This is a genomic window from Amycolatopsis sp. NPDC039088 (assembly GCF_055598845.1).
In genome coordinates, this window is sequence record NZ_JBVKAE010000021.1 from 17,696 (window position 1) to 34,712 (window position 17,017).

Consider the following 17,017-nt stretch of genomic DNA (forward strand, 5'->3'; position numbering starts at 1 on the left):
AAGGCGGCCATCGAAGCCATACCCGCGCCCCCGCCAAAGACTGGATCCTCCCCCCCAGGCCCGCTTGCCCGCCGGACCGGACCGAAGAAGCGGTCCGGATCCTGCGGGCACACAGCGGCACTGCGCACCTCGTCGTGCATCCCGGCGTGGCGGTCGCTCCCGAAGGTGACCTGATCGAGGCGGACATCGCCCGTGAGGCGACCGATGAGATCATCGAATCGCTGTGCGGGCTCGACCTCGACCACACCGGCGGGATCACGCTGGAAGCGCTGGACACCGCGGTGTCCGACGCCGCGGACAAGGCCGAGGAGGCCGCGCCGGGTGAGGGCGCGGACGCGGTGGTGTGGCAGGAACTCGTCGGCCGTAGCGGCGAGGAGTCCCGGCTCACCTGGACCTTCCAGGCCTTCCTGACCATCGCCTGCCTGCTGGCGTCGGTAGGGGTGATCACGAACTCGGCGGTCACCATCGTCGGCGCGATGGTGGTGGGCCCGGAATTCGGCCCGCTGGCCGCGATCGCGGTGGGACTGGTGTTGCGCCGGGGAGATCTGGTGAAGCAGGGCGGGCTCGCGCTGCTCGGCGGGTTCCCGATCGCGATGGTGATCACGCTCGGCGTGGTACTGGTGGGCAACGCGACCGGAGTGCTCGAGGTGAGCACGCTCGCGGACAACCACGAAGTCGATTTCGTTTACAAGGTGGGGATCGCGTCACTGGTCGTCGCGCTGCTGGCGGGCGCGGCGGGGATGCTTTCCATGACGTCGGCCAAATCCGCCGCGTTGGTCGGCGTGTTCATCTCGGTGACCACCGTCCCTGCCGCCGGGTACGCGGTCGTCGCCGCGGTTGCCGGTCAGTGGGAACGGTGTGTTTATTCGGCCGGTCAACTGCTGGTCAATCTCATCGGAATCGTTGCAGCTGCGGCCATTGTGCTGACATTGCGCCGTCGTGGGCAACGATCGAGGGTAACGGAACGTCCGCTTTCACGCGGATGAGTCCCAGATCGCGCCAATGCGCGCGATTGCCCGGATCTCAGTGGTCATGGTTGCTCAGTCACGAGTAGGGTCGGTGGCAATGACAGTCGATACCTCCTCTGCCGATGATTCGACAGTCGGAGCCGAAACCCTTGCCGTCGCAGCGGCGGTCGCCGCCGGCGAGTCGGTTCTTTCACGCCGATTCGGCAGCGCGATCACCCTCGTCGCCCCGGAGGACCTCGCCGGCAGCGGTCCGGCGACGGTGGTGCGGGCGCGGGTGGCGACGTCACCGTTCGCGCTGCCGCGAACCCTGGTCATCAAGCACTACCCAGATCCACCCGAATCCGGCCGTCCCGATCCGTTCGCGCAGGAAGCGGTCAGCTACCAGCTGTTCACCGCGCTCGCACCGGAGGACCGGATGTGCCCGGAACTGCTGGCGCACGACGGGCGCGACCGCGTGCTGGTGCTCGAGGATCTCGGCGGCCTCCCGACGCTGCACGACAAGCTCCACGCCCGTGACGCTCGCGCCGCCGAACGCGCGCTGCTGTCCTGGGCCCGGTCGCTGGGCAGGCTGCACGCGAGCACCGCGAGCCGTGAGGCCGATTTCAACGCGCTGCTGCGCCGTCTCGGCGGTCCGGCGAAGAACGAGGACGTGCCGCTGCCCGCGGTCTGCGCGCAACTGCCGGATCTGCTCGAGGAACTCCTCGACGTCGAGACGCCGGAGCCGGTGCAGCGGCGGGTCATGGAGGTCGCCGAGCGGGCCGGTTCGCCGTCCTACCGCGCGTTCAGCCCGGTCGACCTCAGCCCGGACAACAACCTCGTGACCAGCGACGGAGTGCGTTTCCTCGATTTCGAACGCGGCCGTGTGCGCAGCACGCTGATCGACGCGGCGTACCTGCGGCTGCCGTTCGCGTCCTGCCCGGACGCGCTGGCGCTGCCGCCGGGGATGAGCGAGGCGATGATCGCCGCCTGGCGGTCCGAGGTCGTCTCGGTCTGGCCCGCCCTCTCGGATGAGGACGCGCTGGCCGAGTACCTGATGGACGGTCAGCTGCTGCTGTTGTGGTTCGTCACCTGGGAGATCCTCCCGGAACTGGACCTGAGCAGGCACGCCACGCCGATCAGCCGGGAGGCCGCGCTGGTGACCTGGTGGCGGGAGCTGGCCAAGCATTCGCTGCGGGCCCGCCTGACCGACATCTCCGAGCACGCCACCCGGGTCGCCGCGGCACTCGGGGCCCGGCTGGGGCCGCACGCGGACCTCGCCTTCTACCCGGCGTTCCGGTAACCGCCGCACGGACTTTTCGCTCGACCGTCCTCGTCGCGTTACCCAGGCATCACCGCTGGTGAGTCTGCGTGGCCGATGGTGGCTACCGTGACCGTGATCAGTGTCGAAGTCACTCCGAGTCCCGAACCTCTCCTTCCTCTCGCACCGGCCGTCCCGCAGTCCGCTCGCAGGCTGGTCGTGCTCGGCGATTCCACCGCGGTGGGCCTGGGTGACCCGCTGCCGAACCGAGGTGGCTGGCGCGGGGTCGGCCCGCTCGTCGCCGAGGCGCTGGGCGTCGAACCGGACGGCTACCTCAACCCCTCCTTCACCGGGGCGCGCATGGGGTGCGTGCTGACCAAGCAGCTGCCCGCGGCCGTGGCGCATCGCCCGGACGTCGCGCTGGTGGTGGCGGGGATGAACGACACGCTGCGGCCCGATTTCAGCGCCGGGAAGATCGCCGCGGACCTCACCGAGGTGATCCGCTCGCTGGCCGCCGTCGGCACCACCGTGGTGCCGGTGCGCTACCACGACCACGGCAAGGTGTTCCGGCTCCCGCGGTCGCTGCGGCGGGCGCTGAGCGAGCGGGTGGCCGAACTGAACGCCGCCATCGCCGATGTCGTCGAGCGCGAGGGGGTGCCATGTCTCGACCTCGAACTCCTGCCCGGTGCCTACGACCTCGCCGCTTGGAGCGTGGACCGGCTGCACCCGTCGGAACTCGGGCACCGGATGCTGGCGACCGGATTCACCGAACGGCTTGCCGAGGCCGGGTTCGCGGTGCCGCGGCCGGTCAGCCTGACCTGCTCGGGAGGCGTGGAACCGAGCACCGCCGGCCATGTCGGCTGGCTGGTGCTGAAGGGGGTGCCGTGGGTGTGGCGCCGGGGCCGCGAGTTCGTGCCGTACGCGGCCGTCATCATGTGGCATTCGTTCCGGGAACGGCTGCGCTGACCTGTGCCGAACAATGTCGGTGGCAACGGCTACCGTCGACACCGTGGCACAGGACGAACTCTTCACCGTGAACCCCGATCTCGGGCCGCCGCCGGAGCAGGCCGAGCCGAGGGAAGTCGCCGTACCGGCCGGTGCGCCGCTGGCCGTGCGGATGCGGCCGCGGTCGCTCGGTGAGGTCGTCGGCCAGCAGCACCTGCTTCGTGAAGGCGCGCCGCTGCGGCGGCTCGTCGAGGGCGCGGCTCCGGCTTCCGTGCTGCTCTACGGCCCGCCGGGAACCGGCAAGACCACGCTGGCGAACCTCGTGTCGGCCGCGACCGGGCGCCGGTTCGTGGCGATGTCGGCGCTGTCGGCGGGGGTGAAGGAGGTGCGCGGGGTCATCGAAGAGGCCCGGCGCCGCCGGAACTACAACGCCGAGAACACCGTCCTGTTCATCGACGAGGTCCACCGGTTCTCCAAGACGCAGCAGGACGCCCTGCTCGGCGCCGTCGAAGACCGGACGGTGCTGCTGGTGGCGGCCACCACGGAGAACCCGTCGTTCTCGGTGGTCTCCCCGCTGCTCTCGCGATCGCTGGTACTGCAGTTGCGGCCGCTGACCGACGACGACATCGTCGCGCTGATCGAGCGCGCGCTGGTCGACGAACGCGGCCTCGGCGGTGAACTCACGCTGACCGAAGACGCGCGGGCGCATCTGGTGCGGTTGGCCTCCGGTGACGCGCGGCGCGCGTTGACCGCGCTCGAGGCCGCCGCGGACGCGGCCGGCGCGACCGAGGCCAAGACGATCGATCTCGCCATCGTCGAGTCCACAGTGGACAAGGCGGCGGTGCGCTACGACCGCGACGGCGATCAGCACTACGACGTCATCAGCGCGTTCATCAAGTCGATCCGCGGGTCCGATGTGGACGCCGCTTTGCACTACCTGGCGCGGATGATCGAAGCGGGGGAGGACCCGCGGTTCCTGGCCAGGCGGCTGGTGGTGCACGCGAGCGAGGACATCGGCATGGCGGACCCGACGGCGTTGCAGTCGGCCGTCGCCGCGGCGCACGCGGTGCAGTTCATCGGGATGCCGGAAGGCCGTCTCGCGCTGGCGCAGGCGACCGTGCACCTGGCGACGGCGCCGAAGTCGAACGCGGTCATCACCGGGATCGACGCCGCGCTCAGCGACGTCCGGTCCGGGCGGATCGGGACGGTCCCGCCGCATCTGCGCGACGGGCATTACGCGGGCGCGGAGAAACTCGGGAACGCGAAGGGCTACCGGTACCCGCACAATGTGCCGGAAGGTGTTCTGCCGCAACAGTATCCGCCGGACGAACTGGTCGGGCGGGACTACTACGAACCGACACAGCGAGGTGCGGAGCGGACCCTGTACGAGCGGGTGCCGAAGCTGCGGCGCACCATCCGGGGGGAGCGCTGAGGTTCGGCGTTCACGCCGGGCCGCCGTCCCTCGGAGCCGTCGGTAAAGGCGCCTTGAGCGGCCCTTGAGCCCGCCCTGGGCAACTCGACGGCCGCCGTTCGCTTCACCGTCGCGAGCCGGGCACATCCGTGAGCGAGTATCGCGCGCATGGAAACCCCCAGGGTCGGTGTCCCCGACGCGCTGGCCTCGCGCATGTCGATGGCCGAACAACACGAATACCTGAGCCGCCGCTCGATGCTCAAGGGCGCCGCCGCCGGTGGCGCGCTGCTCGCGGCCGGCCCGCTTCTCCTGCAGGGCACCGCGTACGCCGACGGCGACAAGGTCGTCCCGGTGGGGCGGCATCTCGCGTTCGGCCGGAACCCGCGGACGTCGATGCGGATCGCGTGGCAGGTGCCGGCGCCGGTGCGGAAGCCGTTCCTGCGCATCGCCGACCGGCACGGCGGCTGGAGTCACCGGATCCCGGCCGAGGTCCGGGTGCTGCATTCCGAGGTCGCCGGGGTCATCGCGCCCTACGACCAGTACTACCTGCACGCCGAGGCCGATCACCTGTGGCCCGGCCGCACCTACCGGTACGCCGTCGGGCACGAGGGCTTCGACCCGGCTTCGGGGGACGGCGGGCCCGCCGCGATCTCGACCTTCACCACCGCGCCGGCCAGGGGTGTCCCGGCGGACAAGTTCACCTTCACCGCGTTCGGTGACCAGGGCGTGTCGACGACGGCGCTCGCGCAGGACGGGGCCGTCGCGCGCCAGAACCCGCGGTTCCACCTGCTGGCGGGCGACATCGCCTACGCCGACCCGAGCGGCGCGGGCAAACCGCCGGGGTCCAAACCGGATGCCGACCACGACCTGTTCGATCCGAAGGTCTGGGACGCCTACTACCGCCAGATCGAGGGCGTCGCGGCGTCGGTGCCCTGGATGGTCACCACCGGCAATCACGACATGGAGGCCCTCTACTCGCCGGACGGCTACGGCGGCCAGCTCAAGCGCTGGGATTTCCCCGGCGGCGGCCCGCATGACTGCCCGAGCGTGTACTCGTTCATCTACGGCAACGTCGGCGTGATCTCGCTCGACGCCAACGACGTCTCCTACGAGATCCCCGCCAACCTCGGCTACTCGCACGGGTCCCAGACCGCGTGGCTCAAGCGGCGCCTGCGCTACCTGCGCTCGCAGCCGGACGTCGACTTCGTCGTGGTGTTCTTCCACCACTGCGCGTACTCGACGACGAATCAGCACGCGTCGGAGGGCGGCGTCCGCGAGCAGTGGGTCCCGCTGTTCGACGAGTACCAGGTCGACCTCGTCATCAACGGGCACAACCACATCTACGAACGCACCGACGCGCTTCGCGGTGGCAAGGTGACCCGCGAGGTCAAGATCGGCGACACCGTCGAGCCGGACCGCGACGGCACGGTATACGCGACCTGCGGCGGTGGCGGGAAGAGCCTCTACAGCTTCCCGGTGCCCGACACGTTCGCGGGGGAGTTCCAGTCGTACCACTGGGTCAAGGGCGGCGAGAAGGTGACCGAAACGGTGCCCTGGTCCCGCGTGCGCTACACCGGCTACTCGTTCCTCGCGATCGACGCCGAGCCCGCCTGGTTCGGCAGGCGGACGACCTTGACCGTGCGGACCCTGCGCAACGACGGCGCGGAGATCGACCGGTTCACCCTCCGTCGCACCGCCGGTCTCCACCGTTCGCGGTACGGGGCCGCCGCCGTTCTCGGCGCCGATCCAGGTGACTCGTGAGTGGCGATTCGGGTTATTAATAGAACCCGAATCGCCACTCACGACCGCGCTGTCGGGGTCTGTCAGGCGGGTGCCCAGAGGGCGGGCACGTTCGGCGGTTCCCAGCCTGGCAGGGACCGGTGGCCCTGACGGCAGACGTAGGACGCGCCGTTGTAGGTCACCTTGGCGCCGGTGGCGTAGTCGACGTTCGGTGCCCAGGCGCCCGACGGGACCGAGGTGGTCGTCGTCGGAGTGGTGGTGGTCGTTCGTGTCGTCGTGGTCGGACTGGTCGTCGTAGTGGGTGTCGTGGTCGTGGTACCGGTGGTGGGTGTCGTGGTCGTCGTCGGTGGAGCGCCACCGCCACGCGGGTGGTCCGACGTGATCGCGTACGTCGTCCCGCCGAAGGTGAAGGTGTAGTTCGACGGCGACGCGATCGGCATGTAGTAGTTCAGCCGGATCTCGATCGTGGCGCCCGGCGCGATGGTCTGCCAGCTCGGTACGGTCACCGCGACATGCTGGAAGTCCCCTTTCAGGCCGCCGACGTTGGGCCCGCTGTGGCCCTTGCTCGTGACGGCGAGGCCGAAGCCGGATTGGTCGGACATGCTGCCGGGCGCGCTCGTGCCGTAATCGAACTCGATCTTCGTGCCACCGGGGATGGTGGTGGCCGAATTGTTCGTCACGCGCATCCGCGGGGTGATCGGGTAGTTCGCGTCGCCCAGCGCGAACCCGGTCAGGTTGACGTTCACGTCGAGCACCGACGAGGGAGCCGCGCGCGACGACTTGGTGTTGCCGTAGGGGGCCGCACCGCGCAGGCCGTCGTTGATCTTCGTGATCAGCGTGTCGCCCATGAAGTACTGGCCCTTGGCGTTGTCGAAGGCGTAATCGCCAGCCAGTTCCCAAATCATGATGCCGCCGATGCCCTTGTCGGCCACGTACTTGGCCTTCGTGGCGATCGAGGTCTCGTCCTCAGTGGACAGGAACACCTTCTTGTCGTTGTTCCACAGCCACGGCGTCACCATCGTGTTGTCGTAGAACCTGTTGTAGCTGCCCGAGATCCGGTCCGCCGGGTCGGTCTTGGGGTTGAGCCCGTACGCCTCCAGGTAGTCCGGGGTGATCTCGTTCTCGAGGTTCTTGGCGTGCCACATGGGGTTCGCGCCCGCCGGTACCTCGTCGCCCGCCAGGCCGAGGTCGTGCCAGAGGTTGTCGATGCCGATCGCGCCGTTACCGCACGGCACGGTCGAGCCGACCTGGGATCCGGTGCCCGGTGGACATTGTTTCTGATCCGGCAGCGGCGCCTTGCCCCACAATCCGTTCGTCCCGCCGGACACGCCTTGCCAGCCACGGGTATAGAACCCGACCCCGATGTTGATCCGGCCGGCCTGCATGGCGCCGCGGAAATAGTGATAGGCCCAGTCGGTGTTGAGATACCCCTGCCCGTCGTACTGCGGTGTCGTGTACACCTGCCAGTGCGCGAGCTCCGCGTCGTTCCCCGCGTCGTAGAGCGCGGCGTTCGGCCCGGCGAACTGGTTCCACGCGCCGTGCAGGTCGTAGCTCATCATGTTGGCGTAGTCGAGATAACGCGTGACGCCGTAGACCTCCTGGCCACGCAGCAGCCAGCCGGACGCGGGCACGGCCGCGGTCAGCAGGTAGTGCTTGCCGTCGGCGGAACCGGCCCTGTCGAGCTTCTCGCGCAGCGTGCGCATCAGGTTTTCGTATCCGGCCCACAGGGTCCCGCGGTTGGACTGCGCGATCCAGTAGTCGTCGGGGTTTCCGGCGTAACTGGCCGATGTCGCGTATTCGTAGTCGATGTCGGCGCCGTTGAATCCGTACGTGCGCAGGAACTGCACGACGGAATCCGCGAAGACGTCGATGCCCGCTTGGGTCTGCGTCATCTTGTAGAACCCGCCTGAGGCGTTGCGCGTGCCGTCCGGGTTCAGGAAACCACCGGTCTCGGCCCAGCCGCCGATCGAGATCAGTGTCTTCACGTTCGGGTTCTGCTTCTTGTACTTGGTCAGCAGATTGAAATGCCCCTTGTAGGGCAACGACGGATCCATCTCCGCGCCGGGGACGCCCGGCCATTCCATGCCGATGGACTCGTTGGCCGGGCTCGGGGCACCGACCGAAACCTTGTTCTGCGCGTCGATGTGGGCGAACGCGTAGTTGAGGTGGGTGACCTTCGACCACGGGATGTTGTTGACCAGATAGGACGGCGTGCCGTTCTTTCCGGTGCGCCAGCTGGTGAAGTAGCCGATCACGCGACGGGAATGCCCGTCTCCCAGCGTTTCCCGGCCGGTCGTGTCGTAGACGGTGCAGTAGGGGGTGTCGACACCGGGCGTCCGGTAGAGGCCGTCGGGACGGCAGTCCTCATGGCCTGCCGCGCTCGACGTGGACGGGGTGATGACGACGATCATGAGTCCGGCCAGCGCGATGAGCGACGCCAGCAGGGGGAGTAGTTTCCTGGTTCTCCTTGGCACGCCGAACCTCCGACAGTGGAAGATGGCCCTCGGTCTCAGCAGCTTGAGCCGCTGACCTGCCGCGCGTCAATAGGTGTAGACCAATTTCCATCCTGTGCCGCACTGCCGGGCGTACCTGCGCTTCGTCAGGTCTGGTCTTCGTCGAGGAGTGAGGGTGGTTCGGGCGCCGGCGTGTAAGTCAAGCCCTTCAACAACGTTCGCGGGTGGCCATACTCTCGGCCACATCCCGTGAGTGCTATGACCCCGTGCCCTTCGACGCGGGTGTGCGGGCCGATCTTGCCGGGGTGCACCGAAAGCGCTTCGGCGATCGTGTCCGCGTTGCAGTGGTCCGGGATGTCGAGTTCCACCTTGAGCCGCCGGTAGCGACGGACCCATTCGCGTTGCCAGTCCAAGGGATTTTCGGTGTGCGGGATGTCGTCGGCCCAGCCTTCGGGCAACGGGGTGTCTTCGTGGGGGAGCAGGTAGCCGTTCTCCGCCGCGAGCTCGCCGACGGACTCCTCGGGCGCGGAGACGTCGTAGAACCGGACCAGTTCGCCTTTTTCGGCGACGCACCACGACGTCATCGAGTCACCATGGCTGCGGAAGTACAGCTGCGCCGCGCCGAACCGGCGGCTCAACTCGACGCAGCGCTCACGATCTACTCCACGCCACGCCTTTTCATTCGCGAGCATGGCTTGGTATTGCTCGCGCGGCTCGATGCTCCATGAGCTTTCGTCGGTGACATCCGCGGGGTGCAGGTCGTCTGACGGCCTGCCGAAAACGAGCGTCCAGCCGTCGAGGGCCGGGCTGACGTAGACCCGGGCGCATCGTTGGTGCCCGGCGCCGAGGTAGTGCTGGTTCCAGATCTCGGTGCCCAGTGACATGGTCACCGGTTCCGGATCGGACAGTCCGAACGCGTCGAGTACGGCCGCTTGGTCCGTGGTCGGGATGGCGTACCAGAACTCGCAACCCCGCATCGAGACCGGGACTTCGCCGTCGATCTTGCTCCGGATCAGACGGCGGAAGAGCGCGAGGTCGTACTCGCCGAGTGCTTCCGGGCCACCCAGAGCGAAAAGAAGAGCGCGTGCCGCGTTGCGGAGCGCGGGCGTGCCGGTGCGCCGGATCTCGCGGAGTTCGGGAAGATCGTCCGGCCCTGCCTTGTCCAGATCCCAGACGCTGAAGCGTTCCCCGGTGACGAGGGCTTCGGCCGCGGCTCTCATGTCCATGCGTGGAGGTTATCCGGGCACCACGACAGAAAACTCGTTCCCGTCGGGATCGGCCAGCTCCACCCGGCCCTCGTCGTCGGTACCGAAGCGGGTCGCGCCGAGCGAGACGAGCCTTTCGACCTCCGTCAGCGTGCCGGCGAGTTCGAAACGCACGCGCCTCTTCGCGGTCTTGGGATCGAAAGGCGGACCACCCCAGGTGATCTTCGGGCCGCCGTGCGGGGAACGGATCGCGGTCTCCTGGTCCTGATCCCAGACCAGCGGCCAGTTCAGCGCCTTGCTCCAGAAATAGCCGACCTCCTGCGAACCGTCGCACGCGAGCGCTCCGACGAAGCCGCAGCCGGCCAGGAAATCGTTGCCCGGTTCGATGACGCAGAACTCGTTGCCTCCGGGATCGGCGAGCACCACGTGCGTTTCCTCGGGACGCTGGCCGATGTCGACATGCCGACCGCCGAGTTCGAGGGCCTTCGCCACGATCCGCCGTTGATCCTCGGCGGAGGTGCTCGTCAGATCGAAGTGCGCGTGGTTCTTACCGGACTTCTTTTCCGTCGTGGGGACGAAACGGATCCGGAAACCGGTGTCGTCCGTCGGCGCCAGCACGGTGCCGTCCGTGTCCCAGCCGAGGATTCCGGCCCAGAAACGCGTGAGGCGGTGCGGGTCGTTCGCGTCGAAACAGACGGCGTGCAGGGTGACGGTCATAAGGGTGGCCAACTCGTGAGTGGTAGTGAACGGTCAGGACCCATCACTACCACTCACGAGTCTTCAGCGCCGCCGGTTTTCCACCTTCCCCGCCAACGTGCGCAGGAACGCCGGGTCCCCGTCGGCCGTGACCTTCACGTCGTACCAGCCGTTCGTGACCGGCCAGTCCACCGTGACCGAACGTCCGGCCCCGACCCGCACTACGCGCGTCAAGCGCGACGACGTCAGCCGCAGCGTCAACGCCGACGAGCCGGAGTTGGACAGTTTGAACTCCACACCCGAACGCCAGGTCAGGAATCGCGTCCGCACGTCGACACCGGCGGCCGCACCCTGACGATTTCCGCGCAGTTCCCACCAAGACCGGTTCGGCCCTTGGACGACGACGCGGTATTCGTCGCCCGGCAGCGGCACGGTTTCACCGGCTTCGCCAAGAACATCGCGGTGCGCGGGCTCGGCGAATTCGCCTTTGTACGGGTACAGCGTGAAATGCGCCGATGACGAGCCGCTGTTCGCCAGTGACAGCGCGAGGGCGCCGGACTTCACGACACCGGACACCGAAACCTGGTACGGCAGCGGACGTGCCGGGCGGTCGCCGGGTTCGGCGACGGGCAACGCCTGCTTCGACGGCGCGGACGGGCGCCAGCGGCTGATCGGAGCGGGTACCGGGCCCGGGCGGGTCACGCGCGGCGGACGTCCCGCGCGAGAGAAGTCGAAGGCACCGGTCAGGTCGCCTGCCACGGTCCGGCGCCAGTTGCTGATGTTCGGCTCGGCGATCCCGGTCCAGCGTTCCAGCAACCGCAGCACGGACGTGTGGTCGTAGACGGTCGAGTCGACGTGGCCGCCGATGGACCACGGTGAGACGACCGTCATCGGCACACGCGGGCCGAAGCCGAGCGGCTGACCGTTGAAGTGGTCCGCGTCGTTGGCCGCGTTCCCGGGCGGAACCGGCGGCGGGACGTGGTCGAAGTAGCCGTCGTTCTCGTCGAAGTTGATCAGCAGCACCGTTTTCGACCACGTTTCACGGTCGGACGCGATGGCGTCGAGCACGCGGTAGATCAGGTTCGCGCTCCCGACCGGCGTGGACGCGCCGGGATGCTCGGAGTCGACGGCCGACGGCACCAGCCAGGACACCGCGGGCGGCTTGCGCGCCTGGATGTCGGCCTTCAGCCGGGTCACCAGCGTCTCCGGCTCGCTGCGGTACATCGCCTTCTGGAACAGGCTCCGCTCGGCGGGCGTCAGCGCGGCGACCCCGGCGTCGAACTGCTTCAGCAGCTTCGCGCGCTCCTCGGGGGTCTTCTTGGGCAGGTTGTCGTAGAACTCCTCGGTGGTACGGAACTTCCCGTCGACGTTGGCGAGGATCTTCGTGCCGACCTTCTTGAACGGGACGAAGTACTCCACCGCGTTGTCGGTGAAGTTGTCCCACTCCTGATAGATCCGCCACGACACCCCGGCCGCTTCGAGGCGCTCGGGGTAGGTCGTCCAGTCGTAGCCCTTGTGGTCGTAGGAGTACGCCGCGTTCGTGACCGCCCGAGCGGTGGTGCTGCCCGGTTCGAAGCCCGTGGTCCCGGTCCAGAGGAAGTTCCGGTTCGGGTTGGTCGAGCCGAAGATCGAGCAGTGGTAGGCGTCGCAGATGGTGAAGGTGTCCGCGAGCTCGTACTGCAGCGCGATGTCGCGGCGCTCGTAGTACGTCATGGTGGCCGGGGTCTTCGCCGCGATCCAGCCGTTGTTCCAGCCGCGCGCCCACGCCTTGCCGCTGCCGTTCCAGCTGTGGTCGAGGTCGCCGAGATACTGGATGTCGTCCGGGTTCCGGCCGGCGAGTTCGGCCGCCTCCCGCACCGAGAAGGGCAGCACCGTGCCGCCGGCGGGGTTCGGCTGCTCGAACACCGATCTTCCCGACGGCAGCTCCAGCGGATGCGTGTCGGAGAAGCCGCGGACACCGCGCAGGCTGCCGTAGTAATGGTCGAACGACCGGTTCTCCTGCATGAGCACGATGACGTGCTCGACGGCGTCGAGACCGCCGCGGCGCATGGGCTCGGCCATCGCGGCGTGCACGGACGGGGGCAGAAGAGTGGTGGCGGCCGCGGCGCCGGTGGCGCCCAGCAATGTACGGCGTGACAGTTCAGGCATGCCGGAACCTTGACCCAGTAACATGAACGTCACAAGAACCGAACCGGTCGACTCGGAGTCGGTGGCCGGATGGTGATTTCCGAGCGTCACGACGAAAACGATGGTGGGGAGACCTTGTGAGACCGGTGTTCACCGACCCCGGTGGCCGTCGCCGCGTCTTCGTCCGCCGGATCGCGGTCGGTGTCGGCGGCGCCGCCTGTTACGGGGTGCTTCTCCTCGGCGCGCTCTCCAGCGTGCCGGACCTGCCCACCGCGCTGGTTCCCAAGCCGCTGCCCGCGCCACAGGGGGCGTCCCAGCCGCCCACGACACCGCCGCCCACGACACCGCCGCCCGCGACAACGCCGGGCGGGTCTCGAGCGGCTTCGCCGCCGGAATCGCGGGGAGCCTTCGAGCCGGGCCGCGAAACTTCGCGCCCGAGCGTCGCGCCCGCGCCGGTCCGCACCACGGCCTCGCCCGGCCCGCCGGACACCCGGCCCTCCTCGCCGCCGGTCGGCGACCGCCGCAACAGCCGCGCGGACGACGACCCGCCGCGACAGACCGACAGACGAGGATCACGCCGCCCATGAGCAGGCGCTGACGTCCGGTTCCCGCCGGTTCGTCGTGAGGTCGCTGCGCTGAGTGACGGTCCGGCGGGGTGACACCGCCGAACGGCTGGCGGGGCGGTAACCTCACGGGCACCAAAGACCGCAGACCCTTGAGGAGGGCCCGTGTCGGCAGGGCAGATCGCCGCATTGATCGCCGCAGGAGCATTCGTCGTACTCGTCGTGCTGCTCGCGATCGTGCTGTTCAAGCTCGGCCGGACCCTGGACGAGGCCACGATCGCCATCCGCAAGGCGCATGAGAACACCGACCCGCTGCTGATCGGCGCGAACGAGACGATCACGCACGTCAACACGCAGCTGGAGCGGGTCGACGGCATCACCGCGAACGCGCAGGCCGTGTCGGGCAACGTGTCCGCGCTGTCGTCGGTGTTCACCGCGACGCTCGGCGGGCCGCTCGTGAAGACGGCCGCGCTGTCCTACGGCCTCAGCAAGGCCATCAAGGCCCGCCGCAAGAAAGCGGAGGCGAAGGCTTCCCGCCCGGCGAAGAAGCGAGGCCGCAAATGAAGCGCCTGTTCTGGCTCGGCGTCGGCGTGGTCGCCGGCGTTGCCCTGTCACGCAAAGCGACCGAAACCGCTCGCCAGGCCACGCCCGCGGGGCTAGCCTCGAACCTGGGCGACGCCGTGCGGGAACTCGCGGGCGCCGTCGGTTCGTTCGGCGCGGAGGTGCGCGCCGGGATGAGCGAACGGGAACAGGAGCTGCACGAGATGGTGTCCGAACGCACCGGTTTGAGCACGGCCGCCGACGGCCCTGCGGGCAGGCACGCGGCGTCGCCGCGGCGCCCGGCCCGTCGAGCTCGCCGGGCGGAGGGCTGATCGGGTCGCGTCCGCGCCCAGCCCCCTCCGCCGTTCCCGACCGCCCTCGCTCACCGCGCCTTCGCGCGCGCCCGCATCCAAGGACGAACCCGTGGAAACACACGAAATCACCCAGCGTTTTCTGAGCCATTTCGAGCACAAGGGACATACCCGTGTCCCGAGCGCCCCGCTGATCCTCGACGACCCGAACCTGCTGTTCGTCAACGCGGGCATGGTCCAGTTCAAGCCGTACTTCCTCGGCGAGGTCCCGCCGCCGTACCCGCGCGCGACCAGTGTCCAGAAATGCGTCCGCACCCCGGACATCGACGAGGTCGGCAAGACCACCCGGCACAACACGTTCTTCCAGATGGCCGGGAACTTCTCCTTCGGCGACTACTTCAAGGAAGGCGCCATCGAGGCGGCCTGGGAGCTGATCACCAAGCCCCAGAGCGACGGTGGCTACGGCCTCGACCCGGCGCGGATCTGGGCGACCGTCTACGAGGACGACCCCGAGGCGGCCGGGCTGTGGAAGAAGCTCACCGGTCTGCCCGGCGAGCGCATCCAGGCCCGTGACGGCAAGGACAACTACTGGGACATGGGCGTGCCCGGTCCCGGCGGCCCGTGCTCGGAGATCTACTACGACCGCGGCCCCGACTACGGCCGCGAGGGCGGCCCGGTCGCCGACGAGGACCGCTACATCGAGATCTGGAACCTCGTCTTCATGCAGGACGTGCGGGGTGACAAGAGCCCGAAGCACGGCCACAAGCCGATCGGTGAGCTGCCGAAGAAGAACATCGACACCGGCATGGGCGTCGAGCGGGTCGCGACGATCCTGCAGGGTGTCGAGAACGTCTACGAGACCGACCTCGTCCGCCCGGTGATCGGCCGCGCCGAGGAGTTCTCCGGCCGCCGCTACGGCGCCGACCACACCGACGACGTCCGCTTCCGCGTCATCGCCGACCACGCCCGCACCGGTGTCCTGCTCATCGGCGACGGCGTCACCCCCGGCAACGACGGCCGCGGTTACGTGCTGCGCCGCCTGCTGCGCCGCATCATCCGCTCCGCGCGCCTGCTCGGCGTGCACGAGCCGGTGCTGCCTGCCTTCGCCGCGGTCGTCCGCGACACCATGGGCCCGACCTACCCCGAGCTGCTCTCCGGCTTCGACCGGATCGAGGACGTCGTGCGCGTCGAAGAGGAGGCCTTCCTCTCCACGCTCACCAGTGGTTCGCGCATCTTCGACATGGCGGCCGAGGAGACCAAGCGTTCCGGTGGTTCGCTGCTGGCGGGCGACAAGGCGTTCCAGCTGCACGACACCTACGGCTTCCCGATCGACCTGACGCTGGAGATGGCGTCCGAGCAGGGTCTGTCCGTCGACGAAGAGGGCTTCCGCACGCTCATGAACGAGCAGCGGCAGCGGGCGAAGGCCGACGCGGCGTCGCGCAAGACCGGCCACGGTGACCTGTCCGAGTACCGCAAGGTGCTCGAACAGCACGGCGAGACCGAGTTCCTCGGCTACAGCGATCTGCAGGCCGAAGCGAAGGTCGTCGCGCTGCTCGAAGACGGCGTCCCCGTCCGCAGTGTCGGCGCGGGCAAGAAGGCGGAGCTGGTACTGGACCGCACGCCGTTCTACGCCGAGAGCGGTGGACAGGTCGCCGACACCGGTGTGCTGCTCGGCGACGGCGTCGAGCTCAAGGTCCACGACGTGCAGAAGATCGTGCCCGGCCTGTTCGTGCACCGCGTCGAGGTGCTCGACGGCGAGGTCGGCATCGGCAGCGCCCTGACCGGTTCGGTCGACCAGCACCGACGCCTGTCGATCGAGCGGTCCCACTCGGCGACGCACCTGGTCCACGCGGCCGTGCGCGGCGCGTACGGCAAGCGTGCGGCGCAGGCCGGTTCGCTCAACTCGCCGGGCCGGATGCGGTTCGACTTCACCACCTCCGGCGGGGTCTCGGCCGACGTGCTGACCGAGGTCGAGGAGGAGGTCAACGACTACCTCCAGACCAACGTCGAGGTCAACACCTTCGTCACCACGAAGGACAAGGCCCTCGAACTGGGCGCGGTCGCGCTGTTCGGCGAGAAGTACGGCAACGACGTCCGTGTTGTCGACATGGGCGAGTACTCCCGCGAGCTGTGCGGTGGCACCCACGTCGACCGCATCGGCCAGCTCGGTCTGGTGAAGCTGGTCGGCGACTCGTCCATCGGCTCCGGTGTGCACCGCGTCGAGGCGCTGGTCGGCTCGGACGCGCTCAAGTACGTCCGCAAGGAGCAGCTGCTGGTCTCGCAGCTCGCGAGCACCTTCAAGGTGCCGTCGGACCAGCTGCCTTCACGGATCGACGACGTGCTCACCCGGCTCAAGAACGCGGAGAAGGAGATCGAGCAGCTGCGTACGCGGCAGGTGCTCGGCTCGGCCGGTTCGCTCGCGGACAAGGCCGAGGACATCGGCGGGATCGCGGTCGTCGCGGAGAAGCTCGGCGAGGGCGTCGACTCGAACGGCCTGCGCGCGCTGGCCTCCGACATCCGCGGCAGGCTCGGCGCCCGTCCCGGCATCGTCGCGCTCTTCGCGCCGCAGGGCGAGAAGATCGCGTTCGTCGTCGCGACCACCAAGGCGGCCCAGGAGAAGGGCGTCGCGGCAGGCAAGCTCGTCCCGTCGTTCGCCGAGGCGATCGGCGGCCGTGGCGGTGGCAAACCGGACATGGCCCAGGGCGGTGGCACCAACCCCGCCGGGGCGGACCAGGCCATCGCCTCCCTGCGCGCGGCGGTCGCCCAAGTTGGCTGACGACGCCGTCGGGCGGCGCCTGGATCGGCCTGGGGAGTCCGATCC

At 68.8% G+C, this 17,017-nt stretch carries 13 protein-coding genes; 9 read left to right on the forward strand and 4 right to left on the reverse strand.

Going from position 1 to position 17,017, the window contains the following annotated elements:
• The first annotated feature begins 44 nt into the window (after window positions 1-44).
• The 5 genes from ACZ7KI_RS25350 to ACZ7KI_RS25370 all read left to right on the forward strand — a co-directional run bounded on the left by ACZ7KI_RS25350 (window position 45) and on the right by ACZ7KI_RS25370 (window position 6,322).
• Window positions 45-986, forward strand: a complete 942-nt coding sequence (locus tag ACZ7KI_RS25350) for a DUF389 domain-containing protein (RefSeq protein ID WP_470275682.1) — start codon at window positions 45-47, stop codon at window positions 984-986.
• 79 nt (window positions 987-1,065) lie between these two features.
• Window positions 1,066-2,247 carry a phosphotransferase gene (locus tag ACZ7KI_RS25355; RefSeq protein WP_470275575.1) on the forward strand — a complete coding sequence of 394 codons (1,182 nt, stop codon included), beginning with the start codon at window positions 1,066-1,068 and terminating at the stop codon, window positions 2,245-2,247.
• A 75-nt stretch (window positions 2,248-2,322) separates the two neighbouring features.
• Window positions 2,323-3,171, forward strand: coding sequence for an SGNH/GDSL hydrolase family protein (locus tag ACZ7KI_RS25360; RefSeq protein ID WP_470275576.1), 849 nt, complete (start codon window positions 2,323-2,325; stop codon window positions 3,169-3,171).
• Window positions 3,172-3,214: 43 nt separating this feature from the next.
• Window positions 3,215-4,582 (forward strand): replication-associated recombination protein A, encoded by a 1,368-nt coding sequence (locus ACZ7KI_RS25365; RefSeq protein WP_470275577.1) that lies wholly within the window; start codon window positions 3,215-3,217, stop codon window positions 4,580-4,582.
• Window positions 4,583-4,729: 147 nt separating this feature from the next.
• Window positions 4,730-6,322, forward strand: a complete 1,593-nt coding sequence (locus tag ACZ7KI_RS25370; protein WP_470275578.1) for a purple acid phosphatase family protein — start codon at window positions 4,730-4,732, stop codon at window positions 6,320-6,322.
• A gap of 62 nt (window positions 6,323-6,384) precedes the next feature.
• Here ACZ7KI_RS25370 and ACZ7KI_RS25375 read toward each other — a convergent pair whose 3' ends face one another.
• The 4 genes from ACZ7KI_RS25375 to ACZ7KI_RS25390 form a co-directional block, all read right to left on the reverse strand.
• Complete coding sequence (locus ACZ7KI_RS25375; RefSeq protein ID WP_470275579.1) at window positions 6,385-8,775, reverse strand: chitinase C-terminal domain-containing protein; 2,391 nt, start codon at window positions 8,773-8,775, stop codon at window positions 6,385-6,387.
• A gap of 125 nt (window positions 8,776-8,900) precedes the next feature.
• Window positions 8,901-9,980, reverse strand: coding sequence for a hypothetical protein (locus ACZ7KI_RS25380; protein WP_470275580.1), 1,080 nt, complete (start codon window positions 9,978-9,980; stop codon window positions 8,901-8,903).
• 9 nt (window positions 9,981-9,989) lie between these two features.
• Window positions 9,990-10,688, reverse strand: coding sequence for a VOC family protein (locus ACZ7KI_RS25385; protein WP_470275581.1), 699 nt, complete (start codon window positions 10,686-10,688; stop codon window positions 9,990-9,992).
• Window positions 10,689-10,739: 51 nt separating this feature from the next.
• Window positions 10,740-12,803: a phosphocholine-specific phospholipase C gene (locus ACZ7KI_RS25390; RefSeq protein WP_470275582.1), complete on the reverse strand. Its 2,064-nt coding sequence runs from the start codon at window positions 12,801-12,803 to the stop codon at window positions 10,740-10,742.
• 116 nt (window positions 12,804-12,919) lie between these two features.
• On the opposite strand from ACZ7KI_RS25390, the gene ACZ7KI_RS25395 reads away from it, so the two are divergent.
• The 4 genes from ACZ7KI_RS25395 to alaS all read left to right on the forward strand — a co-directional run bounded on the left by ACZ7KI_RS25395 (window position 12,920) and on the right by alaS (window position 16,972).
• Window positions 12,920-13,369: a hypothetical protein gene (locus tag ACZ7KI_RS25395; RefSeq protein WP_470275583.1), complete on the forward strand. Its 450-nt coding sequence runs from the start codon at window positions 12,920-12,922 to the stop codon at window positions 13,367-13,369.
• Between the two features lie 141 nt (window positions 13,370-13,510).
• Entirely contained in the window at window positions 13,511-13,909 is a 399-nt protein-coding gene (locus tag ACZ7KI_RS25400; protein WP_007031187.1) for a DUF948 domain-containing protein, read from the forward strand.
• Window positions 13,906-14,217, forward strand: coding sequence for a hypothetical protein (locus ACZ7KI_RS25405; protein ID WP_465465985.1), 312 nt, complete (start codon window positions 13,906-13,908; stop codon window positions 14,215-14,217). The genes ACZ7KI_RS25400 and ACZ7KI_RS25405 overlap by 4 nt, the downstream gene beginning before the upstream one ends.
• Before the next feature lie 91 nt (window positions 14,218-14,308).
• Entirely contained in the window at window positions 14,309-16,972 is a 2,664-nt protein-coding gene (gene alaS / locus ACZ7KI_RS25410) for an alanine--tRNA ligase (protein ID WP_470275584.1), read from the forward strand.
• Window positions 16,973-17,017 lie beyond the last annotated feature (45 nt).